We start from the raw sequence: 20,695 nt of genomic DNA, 5'->3' as shown, positions 1-20,695 counted from the left end.
GTTCGACGAACGAACCAGGCCGATCGCCGTTCCCGGCGCGAAACGCCGAGTGAGCCTTCGGGTAAGGGTCGTGGCCGCCGTTCTCATTGCCGTCGGCGGCCTCGGATTCGCGATTTTCCAGAACACCGCGGAAAGCCGTTCGGCGCCGGAGAAGCGCGCGGCCACCGTGGTCCTGGACCGTACGTCCGGAAAGCAGGTGGTGAGCAGCCGGGGCGGAGAACAGTTCCGCACCGCGTCCGTGGTGAAACTGCTCATCGCGCTGGACGTCGTCACCAAAGGCGCGCTGAAGAAGGCCGACGAGATGCAGATCCGGCAGATGCTTTCGAAGAGCGACGACGGCATCGCCAACACTCTCTGGAGCAGGAACGGCGGCCCCGCGATCGTCACCAGGACCGCGGCGGCCCTCGGCCTGAAGAACACCGTGCCGGCCCCGGACGCGGGACGCTGGGGCGACACACTGTCCACAGCGGACGACATCGTGGCGATCTACCAGCACGTCCTCAAGCTGCCGAAGGCCAAACGCGACCAGCTCCTGAAGCCGTTGCGCGAGGCGGGCAAGACCGCGGCCGACGGGTTCGACCAGCACTTCGGCATCCCGTCGGCCTTTCACGACCGGCCGTGGGCGGTGAAGCAGGGCTGGGCGGCCGGGCGCGGCGGCGTGGACGTGCACACGACCGGGCTCGTCGGCAAGAACGACCGCTACATCGTGGTCATCCTGTCCAGTTTCGCGGCGGGTACCGACCTCACCGTGGCGACCGCGACGGCTACCTCGACCGCCGCATCCCTGGTTCCACGCCTGGTGAAGTGACCTCGGCCGCATTCTCGACGGCCGTTCTGAAAGCGCTTACAAGAAGCTCGGCCAGGCAGGACCTCGGGGCAGGCGAAGGGCCTCCGGTCCGGGCCTTCAGCGCGGCCATCTGTTCCCCGGCCACGGGTGCGCACCGGTCCATGAACTGGCCGAGGAACCGCAGGGCTTCGGCGGGCGGGATCCCCGCCACGGCCAGATCCGCCACCGCCCGGGACACCGACGGGCGCGCGATCGCGGGCCTCCCCGCTTCGTCCCGGCCGAGAAGCCCGTGGCGTTCCAGGGAATGGAAGAGCATCGGGTGCTCGCGGGCGATGTCGGCCAGCGCCGCACCCAGCCTGTCACCGCCACTGTCCGATGTGGTCGTTCCGAGCATCGCGGCGATGGAGACCAGGTTGAAGCCCTGTTTCTGCAGCGTCGTGATGCGTTCCAGCCGCCGGAGATGGGCGGAACCGTAATAGGCGGACCGCCCGTGCCGCACCGGAGGCGGCACCAGACCCCTCGTCTGGTGCGCCCGGATATTGCGCGCGGACATGCCGACGACCGCGGAAAGTTCCTCGATCGTGTATCCGGCCGGTCGCGGCGAAAAGGGCGTCACACCGTCGAGCATAACCAATGGTCGGATGAGTACCTCACCGAACCGGGTTTGCATCATTCCGTGTCACCCAGTGCCGGTTTTGGGGTGTTCTCCACCAACTGATTGGTCCAGTCAGGCGATCTTGGTGGGCTCACGAGTTCCGCACCGTTTAAATGCAACCGAGACATCCGATGTCTTACTCTGTCGCCGCCCGCGGAGCGCCGTTGAACCCGATGGTTGGTCGTCAAAGTTCAACCTTTTCAGGAGGTTTCATGCTCTGGAAACGGATCGCGGTCGCGGCCGTCGCGGCGGCCGGCGTGGCCGCGACCCTGGTCGTGTCCCATCAGGACACCTCTACCGCCGCGGTACAGCCCGCGGCCGCGAAAGTGCCCGCCTTCGATCACATCGTGCTGGTGATGTTCGAGAACAAGGACTACAAGGAGATCAGCGGCAGCTCCAAGGCGCCCTATTTCAACAAGCTCGCTTCCCAGGGCGCCAAGTTCACCAAGGCGTACGGGACGACGCACCCGAGCCAGCCGAACTACATCGCCCAGTTCGCGGGCTCGACGCACGGTGTCGACAGCAACAAATGCCAGGACCTGGGGAACAAGGAGAACATCGCCTCCCAGCTGTACGGAATCGGCAAGACGTTCACCGGCTACGCGGAGAGCATGCCCTCCGACGGCTACACGGGCTGCACGAAGGACAAGTACGCCCGCAAGCACAACAGCTGGGTGAGCTTCGGCAACGTCCCGGCGTCGGACAACAAAAGGTTCTCCGCCTTCCCCAGCGACTTCACGAAGCTTCCGCACATCGCTTTCGTGACCCCCGACCTCTGCAGCGACATGCACGACTGCTCGGTCGACACGGGTGACAAGTGGCTGAAGAAGAACCTGGACGCCTACGCCCAGTGGGCCAAGACGCACAACAGCCTGCTGATCGTCAACTTCGACGAGGACAGCGGAACCTCGGTGAACCAGATCTTCACCACCTTCGTCGGCGCCCACGTGAAGCCGGGCAGTTACAGCGAATCCATCAACCACTACTCGATCCTGCGCACGATGGAGGCGGCGTTCGGCTTGCCGGGCATCGCCAACGCGGCGAACAAGCCGCCGATCACGAGCGTGTGGCAGTAACCGGCTGAACCCCGCGGGCGCGTCCACTGTGGACGCGCCCGCGGGCCGCGGAAAAGGTGGTCGAAAGCGTGTACCTGTCCACGATCGGCCGCCGGGAACATCCCGGCGGCGTGTCCAGACGTTCGTTCGGCCTGCTGGGCGGCAACGTCTTCGCCCTCGGCACCGTCAGCCTGGTCACGGACATCTCGTCGGAGATGGTGACGGCCGTGCTGCCGGTGTACCTGGTGCTGGGGTTGCACCTGGGCCCGGCGGCGTACGGCGTGGTGGACGGCCTGTACACCGGCGCGACCGCGCTGCTGCGGCTGGTGGGCGGCTACGTCGCCGACCGGGTGCGACGCCGCAAGGCTGTCGCGGGGCTGGGTTACGCGATGTCGGCGGTGGCGAAGCTGGGCTTGGTGGCGGCGGGCTCCTCGGCGGGCGCGATCGGCGTGGTGCTGACCGCGGACCGCACGGGCAAGGGCCTGCGGACGGCGCCCCGGGACGCGCTGATCACGTTGTCCGCGCCGGAAGAGATGCTGGGCCGCGCGTTCGGGGTGCACCGGGCGATGGACAGCGTCGGCGCGTTCCTCGGCCCGCTCGTCGCGGTCGCGGTGCTGGCCGTGGTCGGGACGTCGACCGGTATCGAGGGCTTCGACGCGGTGTTCGTCACCAGTTTCTGCATCGCCTCGTGCGGGGTGCTGCTGCTGGCGCTGTTCGTCCGCGACCACCGCTCTCCCCGGCCGCCGTCGGGAACGGTGTCGCTGCGGAAGGCCGCCGGGTTGCTGCGGGGCAACGGCGTGCGGCGGCTGCTGATCGCCGCTTGTGTCCTGGGCATGGCCACGATCGGCGACGGCTTCGTGTACCTGCTGCTGCAGGACAAGGAGGACATCGCCACCGGCTGGTTCCCGCTGCTGGCCGTCGGGACGAACCTGGGGTACCTGCTACTGGCCGCGCCGCTCGGGGCGCTGGCCGACCGGGTGGGCCGGTTGCCGGTGATGCTCGCCGGCTACGGCGCCCTCATCGCCGTCTACCTGCTGCTGCTCAGCCCGCTGACCGGATGGGCGCTCTTCGTGCTCACGCTCGGCCTGTACGGCGTGTTCTACGCCTCCACCGACGGTGTGCTGATGGCGCTGGCCGGGCCGTTGCTGCCGAAGGAACTGCGCACCACGGGGATCGCGATCGTGCAGAGCGGGCAGGCTCTCGCCTATTTCGTCTCGTCCGTCCTTTTCGGACTCTCCTGGCAGTTCTGGGGCGCCACCACGGCGATCTCGATCGCCGCCGGAACGGTGTTCGTCGCCGTCGCCGCCACGTTCGTTCTCTTGGCTCCCCGCAGGAAGGCACAACCGTGAACACCCGAACCCGCGTCCTGATCGCCGTCACCGGAGTCCTCACGCTGGCCGCGGCCGCCGTGATCTACGTCGGGGTGGCCGGCGCGCGCAACCAGGACACGGCCTCGGCGGGCACCAGCGGAGCGGTCACCCTGGATGGGCCGCGCCTGCTGTTCCGCAGCACCGCCGACGCCGACCGCGGGCACGTCTCCAGCGTCGCCGCGGCAGATCCCGGTGGCGCGCGGGCGGTGTCGACGGTGTCCTGCAGCCGCGTGTACGCGGCGGGCGGCACCGGGATCTGCCTGCGCCCGGAGACCGGGCTGACCACGTACCAGCTCGCCGTCCTCGACAGCCGTCTCACGGTCACGCAGGAGATCCCCTTGGTGGGGCTGCCCAACCGGGCCCGCGTCTCGCCCGACGGACGCCGCCTCGCCTGGACGGTGTTCGTCACCGGGGACTCCTACAACGGCGGCCGGTTCTCCACCCGCGCCGGAACCCTCGACCTCACCACCGGCGACGTCGAGGGCACTCTCGAGGACTTCGCCGTCACAGTGGACGGCAAGCCGTACAAGGCGGCGGACTTCAACTTCTGGGGCGTCACCTTCACCAGGCAACCGAACCGGTTCTACGCCACCATGTCCACCGGCTCCCACCGCTACCTCGTCGAAGGCGACTCCGCCGCGCACACGATCCGGACACTGCGGGACAACGTCGAGTGCCCGTCGCTCTCCCCCGACGAAACCCGCATCGCCTACAAGTCCGCCATCGACGGCGATCCCGCCAAGGGCTGGCGGGTCTCAGCGCTCGACCTCGCGACCGGCGCCACCACGCCGCTGGCCGAGACCCGGACCGTCGACGACCAGCCCGCCTGGCTCGACGACCGCACCGTCGCCTATGGCCTCCCCCGATCGCAAGGACATTCCGACGTCTGGGCCGTCTCCGCCGATGGGTCCGGAGCGCCGCGCCTGCTCATCTCCGAGGCCGAATCGCCCGCCGCGCTGCCCTAGGCTGACGTACCTGAGGGGCGCGCTGCTGATCGTCATAGGATCGGCCCGCCATGATCACGAACGTCCTCCTGGACCACTCCGAGCTCGTGCCGGTCGCACTGCTCCTGGTCGCGCTCATCTGTGCCGGAACGGGCTATCTGCTGTCGGCCAGGCCCCGAATCCTGTGGGCACTCACCGGCTTGTCCCTGATCCCGGTCGTCGCGCTCACCCTGGTGCCCACGCGCTACCCGGCGGACGCCGTCTTCTGCACGGTCCAGTTCGCCCTCCCGACGCTCGGCACGGTGGAGCTCCTGGCCAACGTGGCGCTGCTCCTCCCGCCGGTCTGCTTCGCCTCGCTCGCCACCCGGCGCCCGCTGGCGATGCTCGCCGCGGGCTCCGGATCATCGGTGGTGATCGAGGCGCTGCAGGCTTTCGTGCCCGCGATCGGCCGCGCCTGCGACACCAACGACTGGCTGATGAACACCCTCGGCACCCTTGCCGGAGCGCTCATCGCCCTCGGCACGATCTGGCTGGCGAAGCGCCGTTCTCAGTCCGGCAGCGCGACGGGCGCGATGTCGTCGTAGACGTCGCCAGGCCCCGGGTTCGCCGGGTCCGTCTCGCCGCCGAAGTGGTGCAGCACGCCCCACACCGCGTTCAGCGCCGTCTGGACGGCGCCCTCGGCCCAGCCCGCCGTCCACGACACGTCGTCGCCCGCCAGGAAAAGGCCGCGGTGGCGCTCCTGGAGCGTGTCCTGCATGAAGTGCGTGAACAGCCGGTGCTGATAGCGGTAGTGCCCGGGCAGGTTGGCCTTGAACGCGCCCATGAAATGCGGCTCGGCCTCCCACGACACGGTCACCGGGTCGCCGATGATGTGCCGCCGGACGTCGACGCCCGGGTAGATCTCCCGCAGCGACTGCAGCATCACCTCGACCCGCTCGGACACCGAGAGCGGCAGCCACTTCAGCGAATCGTCGGCCCAGGTGTAGGACAGGCAGATCACCGCGGGCGCGTCCGGGTCGTCGCCGAGCAGATAGGTGCCGCGCGGCATCCGGTCGGTGAGCGTCATGCTCATCGTGTCGCGTCCGGTCACCGGGTCGCGGTCCAGCCAGAACGGGCGGTCCACCGGGACGAAGACCTTCGAGGACTCCATGTAGTGCGTGCGCTCGATCGCGGTCCAGTGGTCGATCGGGAACAGTGCCTCGTCGCATTCGATCTTCGACAGCAGCATCCAGCTCTGCGCGGTGAACACCGCCGCGGGGTAGGTGCGGATGCGGCCGTCGGTGCCGGTCACGGTGACGTTGTTCGGCGCGGTGCGGTGCAGCCGGGCGACGCCGGGGTTCGGCGCTCCGCCGTGCAGCGAGCTCAAACTCGTTCCGGCGGGCCAGAACGCGAGCTCCTCCGGCGCGTGTTCCCACAGCCGCAAGGGAAGTTGCCTGCTGCCGCCGGCGATGCTGCGGTGTTCGTCGTCGGCGCCGGTGTAGACGACGCGCAGGATCTCCAGGATGGAGTTCGGGAAGTCGGTGTCCCAGCCGCCGGTGCCGAAGCCGACCTGGCCGAAGATCTCGCGGTCGCGGAACGAGGCGAACGCGGGCGAGTCGCAGAGGAACCCGTAGAACGTCTGGTCGTCCAGCCGCGGCACGAGTGCGTTCCACAGCCGTTTGATCGTCTTGGTGTCGCGTTCGCGGATCGCGGTCTGCATCTCGGTGAAGGCGGCCTTCTCGGCCAGTGTGCTGTCCCAGGCCGCGGCGACTTTGCCGAACACCGCGGGCAATTCGTCCGGTGTCCGCGCGTAGTGGCTCTCTCCCTTGAGGTCGACGACGGTGCTCGACGTCCCCGGCGCCAGCGGGTTCGGGAACGGCGTCGTCTCCAGGCCGACCTTGTCGATGTAGTGGAAGAGCGCGGTCGAGGCGGGCGGGAAGCGCATCGCGCCCATCTCGGCGACGACGTCGTCCGGGCAGCCCGGGAAGCGGACGGTGCGCAGGCGGCCACCGATCTCGGCGATCTCGTAGACGACGGGGCGCAGGCCGAGCTTCATCAGTTCGTACGCGGTGACGATGCCGGAGAGCCCGCCACCGATCACGGCCACTTCGGTGCCGTGCCGCTCGGCGGGGATCGAGCCGAGACCGGCCGGGTGGGCGAGGAAATCGTCGTAGGCGAACGGGAAATCGGGGCCGAACATGGTGATCGGGCGGCCGGCGGGTTCGTCGTGATGGATCGCGGTCGGGACGGCGGAGGTCATACGGAAAGTCCCTGTTCGGTCAGTGCTGAATACAGTTCGGGCCGCCGGTCGGCCAGGTGGGTGTTCTCGGTGCGGGAGGCCAGCAGCGCGGCGCGGCCGACGTCGGCGCTGATCAGCCCGGGCCCGGCGCCCGCGCGGGCGAGGACCTCGCCGGTCGGCGCGACGACGCAGGACCGGCCGCAGTAGGTCAGTTCCTGTTCGGTGTCGCAGCGGTTGGCGTAGGCGACGAACAGCTGGCTTTCGTAGGCGCGGGCGGGCACCAGCGTGTCGGCGACCAGTTCGTACGGGCTCATCAGCGCCGTCGGCACCACGAGCAGTTCGGTCCCGGCCAGCGCGTGCGCCCGGACCAGCTCGGGGAACTCGACGTCGTAGCAGATCAGCAGGCCGATCCGGAGGCCGCCGAGGTCGGCTTGGACGACCGCTTCGGTGCCCGCGGCGAACCACGACCGGTCGAGGTCGCCGAACAGATGCGTCTTGCGGTAGTTCGCCGCACGACGCCCGTCCGGGCCGATCAGCTGGACGCTGTTGTAGACCCGCGAGCCGTCCGACTCGGGGTAGCCGTAGACCAGCGCGACGCCGGTTTCCTTGGCCAGCGCGGACATCCGCGCCGCCGTGGGCCCGTCGGCCGGTTCGGCGAGCTCGTGGGAACGGGCGCCGATGTGGTAGCCGGTGGTGATCATCTCGGCGGCGATCACGAGGTCGGCACCGGACGCGGCGACGGCGTCGGGCAGTTCGACGAACGGTCCTTGATGGACTGCGACCTTCATACCAGCGACGATATCGATCGTTTCGATGCACCGATAAGACCGAATTATTGCCCGTTCGGCGTCTAGATCAGTGATTCACATCGAGATGCAGAGATCTCACGCAACGATTCGCTGCTGGGCTGATCAGCCGCCGAGCGGCGGTTCCTCCACGTTCTCGTCGGCTTGAGCAGCACGGTGAGCGCGGCCGGGAAGAGCCGTTTGATCATCCGGCCCCGCCGGAGATCCGGCCGAGCCACACGTGGTAGACGACGACCAGCACACACGCCAGCGCCCGCAATCCCTGGATCTCCGGGCGGAACCGCCGCTCCGCCGAACTCTCGCGCACCCCACCACCATGATCACCGACGCCGACGGGCGGGGACCCTACGGCAGGAAGCTGTGAGCGAGCTTAGGTCCGGGTCAGGTCGACTTCCGGCCGTCGATGGTCTCGCGCACGATGTCGGCATGGCCCGCGTGCTGGGCGGTCTCGGCGATGACGTGCGCCAGCACCCGGCGCACGCTGCGCACCGCGCCCGGCTCGTTCCAAGGCGCTTCCGGCAGCGGATGCGTCGCGGACAGGTCGGGGATTTCGGCGACGATCTCCGCGGTGCGGGCGGCGACCTGCTCGTAGCGCTCGAGGATTCCGGCGAGCGTGTCACCCGGCAGCATCCGGAAGTTGTTCTGGTGATCGATGGCCCACTGCGGGAACTCGCGGGCGGTCCCGGCGCCGATATCGGCCCACGTGACGCCCTCGGGCAGGTCGTAGGTCATCGCGGACGGGCCTTCGATCGCGAAGCGCAGCCACAGCTCTTCGATGGAGGCGACGTGCTTGATCAGGCCACCCAGACAGAGCTCACTGGCTGCCGGGCTTTCGCCGAGTTGTCCGTCGGTGAGCCCTTGGGCGGTGGCGGTCAGCGCGGCGCGGACGGTGGCGAGGGCTTCGAGCAGGTCGGCGCGCTCGGCGTCGAGGATGGTGGCGGTCATCAGGCCCTCCGGGTTGTCGTTTTCTGGCACAGGACCCACTCTCGCAGGGGTAGAGGACAGGGTGTGGCCTCTATTACGGGCATCATGGAGGCCATGCCGAAGACCTCCGCGCGACTGCTGTCGATGCTCTCGCTGCTGCAGGCCCGCCGGGACTGGCCGGGGGCACTGCTGGCCGAGCGGCTGGACATCAGCCCGCGCACCGTGCGCCGCGACGTCGACCGGCTCCGCGAACTCGGCTATCCCATCGCCACCGTCAAGGGTCCCGACGGCGGATACCGGCTGGACGCGGGCTCCGAACTGCCGCCGTTGCTGTTCGACGACGACCAGGCCGTCGCGCTCGCCGTCGCACTCCAGATCGCCACCACCAGCGGCGCCGGCATCGAAGAAGCCGCGATGCGCGCGCTGCACACCGTCCGGCAGGTCATGCCGGCGCGGCTGCGGAACCGGATCGACACCCTGCGGGTCACCGCCGTCGAGTCGCCCGCCGTCCGGCCGGATCCCCGGGTCGGCGGCGACGTCCTCCTGGCGCTCGGCGCCGCCGTCCATGCCCGTGAGGTGCTGCGTTTCGGCTACGGGGACAGTGACGCTCCGCCGCGCCGAGCCGAACCTCACCACCTCGTCACCTGGCACGGCCGCTGGTACCTCGTCGCTTGGGACCTCGATCGGGAGGATTGGCGCACCTTCCGGGCCGACCGGATCACCCCGCGCACGCCCACCGGCCCGCGTTTCAGCCCGCGCGACCTGCCCGCCGCCGACGTCGCGACCTTTGTGGCGAACAGGTTCCGGGGCGCGGACTCTTCCGGCGACTGGCCGTGCCACGGCGAGGTGATCCTGGATCTCCCCGCCGCCACCGTGTCCCAGTACGCCCGGGACGGCGTCGTCGAAGAACTCGGGCCGGACCGCTGCAGGCTCGTTACGGGCTCGTGGTCCTGGCCCGGGCTGGCGGCGAGCATCGGACGCTTCGACGCCGACATCGAGGTCGTCGGGCCGCCTGAACTCAAGGAGGCGTTCGCGCGTCTGGCACGCCGCTACGCGAAGGCCGCCGGCGGGACGCAAGTAGAGGACTAAAGGCGCGAAGACCACCGGTCAGGAATCGAGAAGCGACGCTGAACGGACCGTCCTAATCTGATCGACATGACCACAAAGTTGCAGGTGAACAGCATCATGTTGGGCGTCGAAGACCTCGACCGCGCCAAGAAGTTCTACGCCGAAGGCCTCGGCTGCGAGATCGAGCAGGACTTCCCCGGTTTCGTGAAATGCGGTCTGGGCGAAGGATCCCCGTCGCTGGTTCTCTACGAACGCGACGCGGCCGCGCAGGACGCCGGTGTCTCCGCGGAGGGCTCCGGGTTCCGCGGTTCCTCCTTCCACCACATCGCCGAATCGCGGGAGGACGTCGACGCGGTCGTGGAAGCCGCGGTGGCCGCCGGCGGGACCATCGTGAAGGAGGTCGCCGGCGCCGAATGGGGTGGCTACTCCGGCTACTTCGCCGACCCCGACGGCTATCTCTGGAAAGTCGCGACCGCTTCCTGAGCCGAGCGGCGGCATCGGCCACCACCGGCGCGTCGCATCCCGCGACCCACCCATGCGATTAGTCCTCTAATGGCGCGGGTCTCGGTGCACGCGCGTGACCTGGTCCGGACGCCGAGCACCTGGTCACCGTGCGTGCGGAGGTGTCCCGGCTGCGACGGCTGCTCGGGGCCATTGTGGACACTCGCCCGTACCGGCTCGCGCACGGCGTCAGCCTGGCGGTCCACAAAGGATAATTCGGCCTCATCCGGATTGCGCGGGCCGGTGGCCGGGTACCCCGGCGCCATGGAAGTACTGCTCGCCGGAGCCGGCGTTCTGGCGTTGTGCGCCGCGGTGTTGCCGAACCTGCTGCACGAGCGCGCGCTGTCGATGCCGCTGGTGCTGCTGGCCGGCGGGGTGCTCTTCGGCCTTCTGCCGTTGGGACCGCCTTACGGCGGGGGCGTCCTCGATCCGCGTCCGCATGGGGACGTCGTCGAGGTGATCGCCGAACTCGGCGTCCTGGTGTCCCTGGTCGGCGCCGGCCTGAAATCGGACCGCCTGCTCGGCTGGCGTTCGTGGAACTCGACCTGGCGGCTCCTGGTCATCACGCTGCCGCTGTCGATCTGCGCGGTGGCGTTCCTCGGCTGGTGGGCACTGGCCCTGTCCCCCGCCGCCGCGCTGCTGCTCGGCGCGGCGCTGGCGCCGACCGATCCGGTGCTGGCGGGCGACGTCCAGGTGCCCGCCCCGCACAACGAAGACGGGCGGGGCGCGGACAACGAGATCCGGTTCACCCTCACCACCGAAGCCGGGCTCAACGACGGGCTGGCGATGCCGTTCGTGCTGGTCGCGCTCGCCCTGGCCGGCACGGCGACCACCTCTGCCGTGCCCTGGCTGCTGACCGAGGTCGCCGGTCCGCTCGTGATCGCCGTCATCGTCGGCCTCGTCTGCGGATGGTTGCTCTCATGGCTCATGTTCCGGGTCCGGCACGAGCGGCTGCGGCTCGGCGAGTACTCCGACGGCCTGGTGGTGCTGGCCATCGCGTTCCTGCCCTACGCGCTGTGCCAGTGGCTGGGCGGGATCGGCTTCGTCGCGGTGTTCACCGCCGCCGCGACCATCCGCGCCAGCGAGCGCTCCCACGAGTACCACGGGGTGCTGCACGAATTCGGTGACCAGCTGGAACGGCTCTTCGTCGCGCTCGCGCTGCTCGTCCTGGGTGTCGCTCTGGGAGACGGGCTCCTGGCCGACCTGCGGCTCGTCGAAGTCCTCGTCGCCGTGGCCGCGGTGGTCGTCGTGCGCCCGCTGTTCGGCGCGCTGGCCCTGCTCGGCGGCACCACCACCCGGCCGTCGGCGAGAGCGATCGCGTTCTTCGGCATCCGCGGCATCGGCAGCCTGTACTACCTGGCCTACGCGCTGAACCACGGCGATTTCCCGATGGCCGACTCGCTCTGGCGCACCACGGCGCTCACGATCGCGGTATCGGTGCTCGTCCACGGCCTCCTGTCCGGGCCGGTGATGCGCAGGCTGGAGAAGCGAGAAGTACGGCAACTAGAGGACTAGGGTCCGCCACTCGCGACCCTCGACCCGGGCCTTCATCCGTTGCAACGTCGAGGCGATGTTGGCGCGGTTGGTCCCGGCACGGTCGGGCTGCCCGGTGATGAAGATGGCGAACGGGACGAACCAGGGCGGCACCCGCAGCCAGTTCGTCACGGTGACCCGGCAGCCTTCGCCTTCGGGCGTGATTTCGTACTCCCAGCGGGAGATGGGCACGAAGAACGGAGTCCGCACCCGGTAGGCGAACCGGCGCCCGGGTTCGGCCTCCGTGACCTCCGCGTGCGTCACCCAGCGACGCCATCCGTTGCGGTTGCTGCCGGAGAACCAGTTCCCGACGGCGGGCCCGGACGCGCCCCGGATCCAGCGGGCCTTGCGGAGTTCCTCGGCGCACTCGGCCATGGCGACAGGATCGCTCACGAGCAGATACACCATTTCCGCCGGAGCGTCGACAGCGATCTCGCCGGTGGCGAGCGGTTCGCTGTAAGTCAGGTTCCCCCTCGGCTTCATCGCCATCGGCCCGCACCTCCCAGTGACTCCCGCCAGCCCATCAGTGTGGGGGGCCACCGTCAAGGCCCGCCGCGAAAGCGCGCACATTCGCGCAAATCGCCGACGTGCTCAGGTGGCCGGTTCCGCCGGGAACGTCACCCGGAAACCGAGGGCCTGGAACATCCCGGTGAGCATCGCCTTGGTGTTGGCCTTGGCCCGCTCGATCAGCCCGGAGCGCTGCGCGGACTCGGCGATCCGCTTCTCGGCGGCGACGTAGAACTGCTGCTGTTGCGGCACGGACACCAACGCGCCGAGGGTGTCGATCAGCCCGCGTTCCTGACCGAAGACGTAGCTGCGTTCGTTGTCCAGGTTCGGTTTGGCCAGCTGCGGCTCCGGCAACCGGACCTCGACCGCCTGCCGGTCTTCCGACACGGTCAGTGAATTCTCCACGAGCGCGCCGAAGTCGATATAGGCGTCGACCGAGCCCGCCGCGACGAACAGGGTCCGCTCCCCGGCGATGGCCGCGGGTACCCACTTGACGTCCTTCTCGATGTCGACGACGACCTGGTAGTCGCCGACCGCCGCGTGGTACTGGCTCAGGTCACGGACCGCCTGCAGCACCGCGGGCTGCGAACGGTCCACAGTGGACGTTCCGAACGGGTCGAGCTTCGGCAGCAGCCCGGTGATCTGCAGGGCCGCGGCGACGATCAGGAGCCCGACCAGGGCGAACGCACCGAGACGCACCCAGCGTTTCTTCACACCCACCACCGCCTTCCAGGCCAGGGGTACCCGCCGGACACGGGAGCGAAGCGTGCGAACCCGTTTCTCGGACGATCGGCGGAACCGGTTTTCGCACTTGGAGTAGTTTGGCCCCATGCAGAACGTCCTGCCCGCGCCGGGCAAAACCGGAACGAACACCTTGAACATCCGGACCCTGCACTGGGCGGGGTTCTCCGGGATCGTCGTTCTGGTGCTGGTCACGTCCGGGATCCCGCTGCCGTCGGTGCTGGTGGTGGCGCTGGGTGTGCTCGGGATCGGCATACTGGTGCTTTCGTGGCTGGGCATCGGACGGCTCGCCGCCGCGCTTCCGGAACGGCGGTTGCACTGGATCGCGGTCTCGTGGTGCGCGCCGCTGCTCGCCGCGCGCCCGCTGTTCAGCGGTGACATCCACAGTTACCTGGCGCAAGGTGTCATCGCGGCCAAGGGATTCGACACCTATCTCGTCGGCCCGGCCGAGGCGCTCGGCCCCGATTCGCCGGTGACCCTGGCGGTCAGCCACTACTGGCGTGACACCCCCGCACCGTACGGGCCGGCGTTCGTCGCGATGGCCCGCAGCATCGCCCATATCGCCGGGGAGAACCTGGTCCCGACGGTGCTGCTGCACCGGCTGGCCGGACTGATCGGCATCGCGCTGATGGCCTGGGCGATCCCCCGGCTCGCGCGCCGGGTCGGCGTTCCGCCGTCGATCGCGTTGTGGCTGGCCGTGCTCAACCCGCTGGTGCTGTGGCACATCGTCGCCGGCGTGCACAACGACGGGATCATGGTCGGCCTGATGGTCGCCGGCCTGGAACTCGTCCTCATGGGCGCGTCGAGGACAGGCGCGGCCAGGCCCGCGCTCATCACGGCTGGCGTGATCGCGGTGAGCGCCGCGGCGAACATCAAGATCGTGGCCGTCGCGGGACTCTTGTTCGTCGGGGTCGACCTGTTCCGCCGCGCGACCCCGGCCGGGCGGGTCGCGGTGGCGCTCGGGCTGCCCGCCGGATTCGCCGCGGTCACCGTCGCGATCTCGCTCGGCAGCGGGCTCGGCTTCGGCTGGGTCCGGGTGCTCTCCGGCGTTTCGGGGCAGGTCCACAGCTGGATGGCGCCGACCAACGAACTCGGCTTCCTGGTCGGCGGGATCGGCAAGATCTTCGGGCTGGACCTGACCGACGGCGCGATCAAGGTGTTCTCGCTCATCGGTGCGATCCTCGGCCTCGCCGTCGGCGCGAGGCTCTTGTGGCTCACCTACCGGGAGAAGCTGCACCCGCTGTACGCCGCCGGGCTGACCTTCGCGGCGATGCTGGTCCTCGGCCCGGTCGTGCAGCCGTGGTATCTACTGTGGACGGTCGCGTTGCTGGCGGTGAGCCTGACGACCGGCAAGGCGCGTTGGATCCTCGCCGGCGTCAGCGCGGTGTTCGCCGTCATGCTCCCGCCCGCCAACGGCGGAGTCGTCTCGCTGATCCTGGGCTACCTGATCGCCGTCGTCCTGCTCGGCGGCACTTTGGTGCTGCTGAAGCGGAAGGGCCACCTGCCGGAGATCACCCTCCGCAAGAGCCGCACGTAGAGGCTCCACCGGGCGGGCACCCGCACCGTTCCGGTGAGCTCACGTTCCGTCCGGTCGAGGGAGTCTTCCAGCAAGGCGTCGTGCATCGGCCGCCACAGTAAGGGATAGGTGCACCAAGCCGGGTGGCGGAGCCGGAGCACCATGAGGTGCACCAGTTCGGTCTCGTCGTCTTCCGTTGTGCGCAGGGTGAATTCGTGGAAGCCGTCGAAGCCGCGTGGCGCGCTGAACCGGAACCGCACGGACCTGCCGGGTTCGTAGGATTCGACGGAGTAGCGGACCGGCCCGTGCCCGCCGACGGCTCCCACGCCGAGCGGCCGGTCGAATCTCATCGCCGGCCACACTTCGCACGCCCACAGCCGGTCGTCCTCCCCGGCCAGCGTGTCGATCAGCGCACCTACTTTCTCTTGCGGTACCGCGAAAATCCTGGAGTGCCTGTTCCGTACGCGCATCGCGCCTCCCAGTTCTAGAGACCTTCCCCTAAAACCATAGTAGAGGATAGTCTCTGAAAATGGGCCGGCCACCGCAGCACACCACCGACGACTTCCTCGACGCCGCCGTCCGGATCTTCGCCGCCCAAGGGGTCGCCGGGGTGACCATGTCGGCCGTCGCCCGCGAGGTCGGGGCGCCGAGCGGGTCGATCTACCACCGTTTCCCCGGGCGCCCCGCCCTGCTGGCGGCCGTCTGGCTCCGCACTCTGACCGGTTTCCAGCAGGGCTATCTCGAAGCCCTGGACCGGGAACCGCCGGTGGAGGCCGCCATCGAGGCCGCCGCGCAGGTGGTCCGCTGGTGCCGGGTCCATCCCGCCGAGGGAAAACTGCTCTACGAAGGCAACCGAGCCCTCGGCGTCGACGACTGGTCCCCGGACGACCGGGCCCGCGCCGACGCGGCCAACCACCTTCTCGAAGCGGCGATCACCAAGGTCGTCCGCCGGCTGCGCCCGCTGACCGGTCGGAGCACCGACGAACTCATGCTGGCACTGGTCGATCTTCCTTACGCGGCGGTCCGGCGGCATCTCGACCGCGGCGAGGCACCGCCCCCGCGCACTGTCGACCTCGTGACCAGAACCACCCGCACCCTGCTCTCGGACTCCCGGTGATCTCCGTCAACCTCCCGGCTCCCGGCGCGGACCGTGTGCGATGCTGGAAAAGGAACCTCTTGAACGAGGTCCCCGGACGAGTGGGTGCCGTACCCGGCCAGCGACAAGACGGCGCTCTGGGAGCGCACCATGTCCTGGCTTGTCCTGATCGTTTCGGGTTTCCTGGAAGCCGTATGGGCCACCGCCCTCGGCAGGTCCGAGGGCCTTTCCAAACCGACTCCGTCCGTGATCTTCGGCGTGACGCTGGTGGCCAGCATGGTGGGCCTCGCCTACGCGATGAAGGACCTCCCCGTCGGCACCGCCTACGCGGTCTGGGTGGGGATCGGAGCGTCGCTCACCGTCGGCTACGGCATGGTGTCGGGCGTGGAAACCGTTTCACTGGCCAAGATCCTGCTGATCGTGGGAATCGTGGCCTGCGTCGTGGGGCTGAAAGTCCTCTGAGCACAGGGAACCGCCCCCGACGCACGGACGACGTCGGGGGCGGTCGAGTCCGGGCGCACCCCTGCGTGTGTCCCGGACGGCTCGGCGGCTAGGCGCGCGCCCAGAGGGCGGGGACGTTCGGCGGCTCCCAGCCGGTCTGCGAAGTGTGCGACTGGATCGCCCGGTACGAACCACCGTTGTAGGTGGCCGTCACACCCGCGGCGTAGTAGGTGTTCGGCGCCCAGGAACCGGTGGGCGGGTTGGACGTCGTCGGGGTGCTCGTCGTACTGGTCGGAGCGGTCGGGGTCGTCGTGGTGCTCGACGGCGGGTTCGACCCGGACGTCACCAGCCGCAGGCTGTAAACGCTCAGGATCTCCGAAATCGGCTGGAAGTAGAACGTTCCGCCGGAGCTGCAGTTACCGGAGCCACCGGAAGTGACACCCTGCGCCTGGTCTCCCGCGAGCCACGAACCGCCGGAGTCACCAGGCTCGGCGCACGCGTTGGTCCGGGTGAGGCCGGAGACGGTGCCCTGCGGGTAATTCACGGAGGCGTTCTTCTGCTGGATGGTGCCGCAGTGCCAGCCGGTCGTCGAACCGGAACGGCAGACCGAGGCGCCGATCGCGGCCTCCTGCGAACCCGCCACCGGCACGGTGCCCGGGTAGCGGTTGACCAGCGGCCGCGGCGTGTTGCCCGCGTCCACGCGAACCCACCCGTAGTCGTTGCCGGGGAAGCTCGAACCGGCGACCGCGCCGCTCGGGTTCGAGGTGCGCGTACCCGTGGTGCCACAGTGGCCCGCGGTCACGAAGCCGCCCTCGACCGAGAACCCGATCGAACAGCGCCCGGAACCGAAGGTGTAGGCGTTGCCGCCGATGACGTCGATCAGCGGTACCGGCGTCTCCAGGCTGGTCTCGACCCGCACCAGATCGCCGCGCACGCCGGACGTGCTCGCCCACGACATCGCCGCGGCCTCGCCACCCGCGTTGGCCTGCACGACGACCGAGTTGGTGACGACGTCGACGTACCAGCCGGGGACGGTCGCCGGCGCCTGGGAAGCCCTGGCGTCCAACGACAATTTCGCGGCCTCGAGCTGGGCCGCGCTGCGGGTGACCGCCTTCGGGGTCGCACCGGCGGCGCGAACGTCGCCGGCCAGCGCCTGGTCGGTGACCGCGACGGTCAGCATGGCGCCGCTCGCGTCGAGCCAAGACCCGGCGTATGCCGAACCGAGCCGGGTCTTGAGAACACTGTCGGCCAGCGCCGCCCGCTGCTCACCGGCGAGGCGGTTCCTGGCCTGATCCGGGCTGATCTTCAGATCGCGGGACAGGGCGGCGACGATCTCCGACTGGACCTGGTCGGCCGCGGACACGGCCTGCCCGGCGCTGGCACTCGGCGTCAACGCCAAGGCTGTGACCAGCCCGGCACCGGTGAGGGCCGCCGCGGCGGCCGCTACGATCTTTCGGTTCATCGTCCGAACCGTACGAGGCACCTGACGTGAATGGTACATACCATTTAGGTCATATCCACCCAGTGGACCGGACCTCTTGGTGAACTTTTCGCAGGTCAGCTCACGCCGGCGTCCGTGTAGTCCACGCCGTAACCCGGGTTCAACTCCAGGTACTTCGAATAGGTCGGCCGCCGGTCGATGAGTTCCCCGTAGACCACGCGGGACAGCGCGATCATCTCCGCGGCGAAGGCGCCCATCTCCCCTCGCTCCGACCAGCCGACGAGATTCCGCCAGCTCAACGGGTTTCCGGCGATCGGGACCGCGACAATGCCCGGGATCTCATGGAAGAGCGGCTGACACAACACGACCGCGTGTCCCGACTCGACCATCTCGATGCAGGTCAGCACATCGGTCTCGTACAGCGAACGCGGCGTGAACCCCGAACGCGCACACGCGGAGGCGAAACAATCGCCGAAACATCCATCACCCGGCGTGGCGCACCATCGTTCGTCCGCCAGCTCACCGAGTTCCACCTCGTCCTGCTGCGCGCGCTCGTCGCGAGCCGACATCAGCACGAACACCGGGTGATGCGCGAGCGTCCGCCAGCGGAGGCCGGGCTCGGGTGGCGGCGCGGCGTCACCGCAGACGCCGACGAAGGCGAAATCCAGCGCGCCTTCGGCGGTCATGTCCGCCAGTTTGTTGGACGACCACAGCGTCTGCGTGGCGACATGAATGTCGGGGTGAGTGGTGCCGAGGCGCTGAAGGAGCGCCCCGAGCATCGGCCCCGTCGCCGACCCGAGCCGCAGCGTCACCGGCGCACCCGTACCGGCGTGCTGCGCGAGGCGCGCCGCCTCGTCGTGCAGGGACGACACGGCCGGGAGCACCATCTTGGCCCGGTCGAGGACCAGATTGCCGAGCGCCGTCGGCCGGGTCCCGGTGTGATCACGTAAGAACAGCTTCCCGCCGAGCGTCCGTTCGATGCGCTTCAGCTGGGCGGTCAATGCGGGCTGCGCCATCCCGAGCGTGTTCGCCGCCTTGGTGATGCTTCCCAGTTCGGCGATCGCGCACATGATACGCAGGTGGCGCAGTTCCAGCTCCATCCCTCTACGTTAGGGCCGTAGGTGGACTAGACCAAGCAAAGTCATGACTCTCTTCCAGGGAATCGCCCCATCATCCCCATGCCATCGATGTCACCCAGCGACTTGATGACAATCCAGCCGTGATGGGAATGTAAGCGCCGACGGTGTGTCGGATTCTGAGGGGGTTTCGTGCAGGACAAGCGTGGGCGGATCCGGCGGTCACTCGCTCGGTTGATCACCGATGACAACCTGGATCTGTACGTCCTGGGCGTGGTCGCGCTGGTGTTCACCGTCCTGGGGGCCACCGGGATTTCGGACGTCAAAACGCTCTCGTCGGTGGTCACGGCGTTGCTGGCCCTGCTCGCCTTCTCTCAGATCAGATCCCGGCGGCTGACCGAACAGGTTCGGGACTCGAACCGAGGCGGCCTCGCCGCGGTGTTCGCGCCACAGTTCCCGGATGACCTGATCTCCCGGCGCGCCGCCTCGTTCGACATCCTGCTCATCGGCCACTCGATGACCAGAACCGTGCAGGGCATGCGCAGCGACATACGGTCCATCCTGGATGCAGGCGGCCGTATCCGGGTTCTGGTGCTGGACCCGACCGACGAAGCGCTCATCGAGGTCGCCGACCGCCGGATCTCTCAGAGCCTCGAACCTGGACGGCTGCGACAGCGGATCCTCGCCACGCTGGACGAGCTGACGTCACTGCGGAGCCGGACGAGTGGCAGGCTCGAGATCCGCGTGTCTTCCCGCATCTCGTCCGCGGGCTTCAACTGCCTCGACGTTTCGAGCCCGCGTGGCCTGATCTGCGTCCAACACTACGAATACCGCCCGTCCGGTGAGGCCGCGCCGGTGTTCGCGATGGAGCCGAAGGACACCCCTTGGTATCAGCATTTCGCGGCCGAAGCGGATCGACTCTGGGAAGACGGCACACCCTGGCCCCTGTCCCCGGCGGACCAGATCGCCCGCGCGCGCCGGCCGGTCTTCAGCGAGGGATTCGGCCCCGAACTCAACGTGGCGATCGACGACGCGACGGACCTGCTCGTCACCGGCATGGCCCGCAACACGTTGGTGAACAACAACTACGGCAAACTCGAGGAGCGGCTGAGGAAAAAGGCCCGGATCCGGTTCGTGCTGATCGACCCGCACTCCTCTGCGATCGACACCGCCGCATCCCGCTACTACGCCGTGCGCTCACCGGAAAGCGCGCGGGAACGCGTCCTCCACACCCTGCGGGTACTGGCGGAGCTGAAACGATCGACCGGCGGCGACCTGTCCGTCCGGCTCGTCATGCATCCGATCGCTGTGGGCCTCATCGGGACCGGCACCGCCCTGTTTGCGGAGTACTACACCTACCAGGCCGCGGGTGAACCCCAATTCGTCCTGCAGCCCGGGGACGGCCCGGCTTACCGGACGTTCCTCGGCGAAGCGGAGGCGTTGTGGAACAACGCCGAACCCTACGATCTGACTACGGATTCCAGAACAGAAGCCGGTTGACCGTCGTCTTTCCATATTGGCCGGGTTGATTCCGATCAACAGCGCATCCACGCCAGACGCCGATCCATCAGCTTCAGCGGACAGACGATCACGATCAAGGCCGCCATCAAGGGACTCGGCACCAGGAAACACACCTTCAGCGTCCGCAAGATCACGGGCATCGAGAACATCCCACCGGCGGTGTTCAACGCCGGGATGCTCGTCTTCCAGGTTTCCGGGGCTTCCCCGGCTGTCGTCGAAGCGGTCCAGAAGGCAAGGAGCAACTAGGGCGTGTCCTGCGGATCTTGTTCATGATCGTGTGCTGACAATTGGGTTGTGGTTGGTCGTGGTGAGCTGACGGATAAGGCGTGGGCGGTGATCGCGCCGTTGTTGCCTGCGGAGACGGGCCGGCGGGGTGGGCGGTGGCGTAGTCACCGTCAGGTGATCAACGCGATTCTGTGGCATGAGCGCACAGGTGCGCCGTGGCGTGATCTGCCTGAACGGTATGGGCCGTGGAAGACCGCGCATGAGCGGTTG

The 20,695-nt window shown here is 68.7% G+C and carries 24 protein-coding genes, 1 pseudogene and 1 riboswitch; of the genes and pseudogenes, 14 read left to right on the top strand and 11 right to left on the bottom strand.

Annotated elements, in window-relative coordinates; translation table 11 throughout:
- The first annotated feature begins 70 nt into the window (after positions 1-70).
- Complete coding sequence (locus ACLJRL_RS40145) at positions 71-808, top strand: serine hydrolase (RefSeq protein ID WP_410661652.1); 738 nt, start codon at positions 71-73, stop codon at positions 806-808.
- Here the strand turns inward: ACLJRL_RS40145 and ACLJRL_RS40140 are convergent.
- Positions 765-1,403 carry a MerR family transcriptional regulator gene (locus ACLJRL_RS40140; protein WP_410661651.1) on the bottom strand — a complete coding sequence of 213 codons (639 nt, stop codon included), beginning with the start codon at positions 1,401-1,403 and terminating at the stop codon, positions 765-767. The two genes, ACLJRL_RS40145 and ACLJRL_RS40140, sit on opposite strands and share 44 nt — an antisense overlap.
- Positions 1,404-1,654: 251 nt before the next feature.
- Here ACLJRL_RS40140 and ACLJRL_RS40135 point away from each other — a divergent pair, with 251 nt between their 5' ends.
- The 4 genes from ACLJRL_RS40135 (at position 1,655) to ACLJRL_RS40120 (ending at position 5,395) form a co-directional block, all read left to right on the top strand.
- Positions 1,655-2,518 carry an alkaline phosphatase family protein gene (locus tag ACLJRL_RS40135; RefSeq protein ID WP_410661650.1) on the top strand — a complete coding sequence of 288 codons (864 nt, stop codon included), beginning with the start codon at positions 1,655-1,657 and terminating at the stop codon, positions 2,516-2,518.
- A 68-nt stretch (positions 2,519-2,586) separates the two neighbouring features.
- Positions 2,587-3,846: an MFS transporter gene (locus tag ACLJRL_RS40130; protein WP_410661649.1), complete on the top strand. Its 1,260-nt coding sequence runs from the start codon at positions 2,587-2,589 to the stop codon at positions 3,844-3,846.
- Positions 3,843-4,832 carry a hypothetical protein gene (locus ACLJRL_RS40125; RefSeq protein WP_410661648.1) on the top strand — a complete coding sequence of 330 codons (990 nt, stop codon included), beginning with the start codon at positions 3,843-3,845 and terminating at the stop codon, positions 4,830-4,832. Before ACLJRL_RS40130 ends, ACLJRL_RS40125 begins: the two co-directional genes overlap by 4 nt.
- 50 nt (positions 4,833-4,882) lie before the next feature.
- Complete coding sequence (locus ACLJRL_RS40120) at positions 4,883-5,395, top strand: VanZ family protein (RefSeq protein ID WP_410661647.1); 513 nt, start codon at positions 4,883-4,885, stop codon at positions 5,393-5,395.
- Here ACLJRL_RS40120 and ACLJRL_RS40115 read toward each other — a convergent pair.
- From ACLJRL_RS40115 to ACLJRL_RS40100, 4 genes are all read right to left on the bottom strand, one after another.
- The gene (locus tag ACLJRL_RS40115; protein WP_410661646.1) at positions 5,359-7,050 is read right to left on the bottom strand and encodes a flavin monoamine oxidase family protein; all 1,692 of its coding nucleotides are present in this window, start codon (positions 7,048-7,050) and stop codon (positions 5,359-5,361) included. The genes ACLJRL_RS40120 and ACLJRL_RS40115 overlap by 37 nt on opposite strands.
- On the bottom strand, positions 7,047-7,817 hold the full coding sequence (locus tag ACLJRL_RS40110) for a carbon-nitrogen hydrolase family protein (RefSeq protein WP_410661645.1): 771 nt from the start codon (positions 7,815-7,817) through the stop codon (positions 7,047-7,049). Before ACLJRL_RS40110 ends, ACLJRL_RS40115 begins: the two co-directional genes overlap by 4 nt.
- Before the next feature lie 202 nt (positions 7,818-8,019).
- Positions 8,020-8,142: a hypothetical protein gene (locus ACLJRL_RS40105; protein ID WP_410661691.1), complete on the bottom strand. Its 123-nt coding sequence runs from the start codon at positions 8,140-8,142 to the stop codon at positions 8,020-8,022.
- A gap of 74 nt (positions 8,143-8,216) precedes the next feature.
- Positions 8,217-8,780: a DinB family protein gene (locus ACLJRL_RS40100; RefSeq protein WP_410661688.1), complete on the bottom strand. Its 564-nt coding sequence runs from the start codon at positions 8,778-8,780 to the stop codon at positions 8,217-8,219.
- Between the two features lie 93 nt (positions 8,781-8,873).
- Here ACLJRL_RS40100 and ACLJRL_RS40095 point away from each other — a divergent pair, with 93 nt between their 5' ends.
- The 4 genes and pseudogenes from ACLJRL_RS40095 (at position 8,874) to ACLJRL_RS40080 (ending at position 11,843) form a co-directional block, all read left to right on the top strand.
- Positions 8,874-9,848, top strand: a complete 975-nt coding sequence (locus ACLJRL_RS40095) for a helix-turn-helix transcriptional regulator (RefSeq protein ID WP_410661644.1) — start codon at positions 8,874-8,876, stop codon at positions 9,846-9,848.
- Between the two features lie 66 nt (positions 9,849-9,914).
- Positions 9,915-10,310, top strand: a complete 396-nt coding sequence (locus ACLJRL_RS40090; RefSeq protein ID WP_410661643.1) for a VOC family protein — start codon at positions 9,915-9,917, stop codon at positions 10,308-10,310.
- A 107-nt stretch (positions 10,311-10,417) separates the two neighbouring features.
- A pseudogene (locus tag ACLJRL_RS40085) lies at positions 10,418-10,543 on the top strand (transcriptional regulator); the annotation flags it as partial.
- Between the two features lie 49 nt (positions 10,544-10,592).
- Positions 10,593-11,843: a cation:proton antiporter gene (locus ACLJRL_RS40080; protein ID WP_410661642.1), complete on the top strand. Its 1,251-nt coding sequence runs from the start codon at positions 10,593-10,595 to the stop codon at positions 11,841-11,843.
- Here ACLJRL_RS40080 and ACLJRL_RS40075 read toward each other — a convergent pair.
- Positions 11,832-12,350 carry an SRPBCC family protein gene (locus tag ACLJRL_RS40075; RefSeq protein ID WP_410661641.1) on the bottom strand — a complete coding sequence of 173 codons (519 nt, stop codon included), beginning with the start codon at positions 12,348-12,350 and terminating at the stop codon, positions 11,832-11,834. The two genes, ACLJRL_RS40080 and ACLJRL_RS40075, sit on opposite strands and share 12 nt — an antisense overlap.
- A gap of 102 nt (positions 12,351-12,452) precedes the next feature.
- Complete coding sequence (locus tag ACLJRL_RS40070) at positions 12,453-13,088, bottom strand: DUF4230 domain-containing protein (protein WP_410661640.1); 636 nt, start codon at positions 13,086-13,088, stop codon at positions 12,453-12,455.
- Positions 13,089-13,197: 109 nt separating this feature from the next.
- Here ACLJRL_RS40070 and mptB point away from each other — a divergent pair, with 109 nt between their 5' ends.
- A complete protein-coding gene (gene mptB / locus ACLJRL_RS40065) occupies positions 13,198-14,646 on the top strand; it encodes a polyprenol phosphomannose-dependent alpha 1,6 mannosyltransferase MptB (RefSeq protein WP_410661639.1) in 1,449 nt (482 codons plus the stop codon).
- On the opposite strand, the gene ACLJRL_RS40060 is transcribed toward mptB, so the two are convergent.
- Positions 14,550-15,095 (bottom strand): SRPBCC family protein, encoded by a 546-nt coding sequence (locus ACLJRL_RS40060; RefSeq protein ID WP_410661638.1) that lies wholly within the window; start codon positions 15,093-15,095, stop codon positions 14,550-14,552. The genes mptB and ACLJRL_RS40060 overlap by 97 nt on opposite strands.
- Positions 15,096-15,154: 59 nt before the next feature.
- Between ACLJRL_RS40060 and ACLJRL_RS40055 the strand changes: the two genes are divergently transcribed.
- Both ACLJRL_RS40055 and ACLJRL_RS40050 read left to right on the top strand, forming a co-directional pair.
- Positions 15,155-15,742: a TetR/AcrR family transcriptional regulator gene (locus ACLJRL_RS40055; RefSeq protein ID WP_410661637.1), complete on the top strand. Its 588-nt coding sequence runs from the start codon at positions 15,155-15,157 to the stop codon at positions 15,740-15,742.
- Between the two features lie 49 nt (positions 15,743-15,791).
- Positions 15,792-15,860, top strand: a riboswitch (guanidine-III (ykkC-III) riboswitch).
- Positions 15,861-15,871: 11 nt separating this feature from the next.
- A complete protein-coding gene (locus tag ACLJRL_RS40050; protein ID WP_410661636.1) occupies positions 15,872-16,183 on the top strand; it encodes a DMT family transporter in 312 nt (103 codons plus the stop codon).
- An 88-nt stretch (positions 16,184-16,271) separates the two neighbouring features.
- Here the strand turns inward: ACLJRL_RS40050 and ACLJRL_RS40045 are convergent, their stop codons facing one another.
- Both ACLJRL_RS40045 and ACLJRL_RS40040 read right to left on the bottom strand, forming a co-directional pair.
- The gene (locus ACLJRL_RS40045; RefSeq protein WP_410661635.1) at positions 16,272-17,624 is read right to left on the bottom strand and encodes an alpha-lytic protease prodomain-containing protein; all 1,353 of its coding nucleotides are present in this window, start codon (positions 17,622-17,624) and stop codon (positions 16,272-16,274) included.
- 95 nt (positions 17,625-17,719) lie between these two features.
- Positions 17,720-18,703 carry a LysR substrate-binding domain-containing protein gene (locus ACLJRL_RS40040; RefSeq protein ID WP_410661634.1) on the bottom strand — a complete coding sequence of 328 codons (984 nt, stop codon included), beginning with the start codon at positions 18,701-18,703 and terminating at the stop codon, positions 17,720-17,722.
- Positions 18,704-18,871: 168 nt separating this feature from the next.
- On the opposite strand from ACLJRL_RS40040, the gene ACLJRL_RS40035 reads away from it, so the two are divergent.
- Positions 18,872-20,179 carry a hypothetical protein gene (locus ACLJRL_RS40035; protein ID WP_410661633.1) on the top strand — a complete coding sequence of 436 codons (1,308 nt, stop codon included), beginning with the start codon at positions 18,872-18,874 and terminating at the stop codon, positions 20,177-20,179.
- Positions 20,180-20,214: 35 nt separating this feature from the next.
- Here ACLJRL_RS40035 and ACLJRL_RS40030 read toward each other — a convergent pair whose 3' ends face one another.
- Positions 20,215-20,442 carry a hypothetical protein gene (locus tag ACLJRL_RS40030; RefSeq protein WP_410661632.1) on the bottom strand — a complete coding sequence of 76 codons (228 nt, stop codon included), beginning with the start codon at positions 20,440-20,442 and terminating at the stop codon, positions 20,215-20,217.
- 52 nt (positions 20,443-20,494) lie between these two features.
- Here ACLJRL_RS40030 and ACLJRL_RS40025 point away from each other — a divergent pair.
- The coding region (locus tag ACLJRL_RS40025; RefSeq protein WP_410659361.1) for a transposase at positions 20,495-20,695 on the top strand (201 nt) is incomplete at its 3' end.

It is taken from the genome of Amycolatopsis sp. lyj-112 (assembly GCF_046549055.1).
Taxonomy (GTDB): Bacteria; Actinomycetota; Actinomycetes; order Mycobacteriales; family Pseudonocardiaceae; genus Amycolatopsis.
This window is presented reverse-complemented; position numbering and strand designations above follow the sequence as displayed.

Excerpts from the sequence above, each read along its gene's own strand:
- ACLJRL_RS40135 (WP_410661650.1), top strand. The coding sequence starts at position 1,655 with ATGCTCTGGAAACGGATCGCGGTCGCGGCCGTCGCGGCGGCCGGCGTG.
- ACLJRL_RS40120 (WP_410661647.1), top strand. The coding sequence starts at position 4,883 with ATGATCACGAACGTCCTCCTGGACCACTCCGAGCTCGTGCCGGTCGCA.
- ACLJRL_RS40115 (WP_410661646.1), bottom strand. The coding sequence starts at position 7,050 with ATGACCTCCGCCGTCCCGACCGCGATCCATCACGACGAACCCGCCGGC.
- ACLJRL_RS40110 (WP_410661645.1), bottom strand. The coding sequence starts at position 7,817 with ATGAAGGTCGCAGTCCATCAAGGACCGTTCGTCGAACTGCCCGACGCC.
- ACLJRL_RS40100 (WP_410661688.1), bottom strand. The coding sequence starts at position 8,780 with ATGACCGCCACCATCCTCGACGCCGAGCGCGCCGACCTGCTCGAAGCC.
- ACLJRL_RS40095 (WP_410661644.1), top strand. The coding sequence starts at position 8,874 with ATGCCGAAGACCTCCGCGCGACTGCTGTCGATGCTCTCGCTGCTGCAG.
- ACLJRL_RS40090 (WP_410661643.1), top strand. The coding sequence starts at position 9,915 with ATGACCACAAAGTTGCAGGTGAACAGCATCATGTTGGGCGTCGAAGAC.
- ACLJRL_RS40080 (WP_410661642.1), top strand. The coding sequence starts at position 10,593 with ATGGAAGTACTGCTCGCCGGAGCCGGCGTTCTGGCGTTGTGCGCCGCG.
- ACLJRL_RS40075 (WP_410661641.1), bottom strand. The coding sequence starts at position 12,350 with ATGGCGATGAAGCCGAGGGGGAACCTGACTTACAGCGAACCGCTCGCC.
- mptB (WP_410661639.1), top strand. The coding sequence starts at position 13,198 with ATGCAGAACGTCCTGCCCGCGCCGGGCAAAACCGGAACGAACACCTTG.
- ACLJRL_RS40060 (WP_410661638.1), bottom strand. The coding sequence starts at position 15,095 with ATGCGCGTACGGAACAGGCACTCCAGGATTTTCGCGGTACCGCAAGAG.
- ACLJRL_RS40055 (WP_410661637.1), top strand. The coding sequence starts at position 15,155 with ATGGGCCGGCCACCGCAGCACACCACCGACGACTTCCTCGACGCCGCC.
- ACLJRL_RS40050 (WP_410661636.1), top strand. The coding sequence starts at position 15,872 with ATGTCCTGGCTTGTCCTGATCGTTTCGGGTTTCCTGGAAGCCGTATGG.
- ACLJRL_RS40045 (WP_410661635.1), bottom strand. The coding sequence starts at position 17,624 with ATGAACCGAAAGATCGTAGCGGCCGCCGCGGCGGCCCTCACCGGTGCC.
- ACLJRL_RS40040 (WP_410661634.1), bottom strand. The coding sequence starts at position 18,703 with ATGGAGCTGGAACTGCGCCACCTGCGTATCATGTGCGCGATCGCCGAA.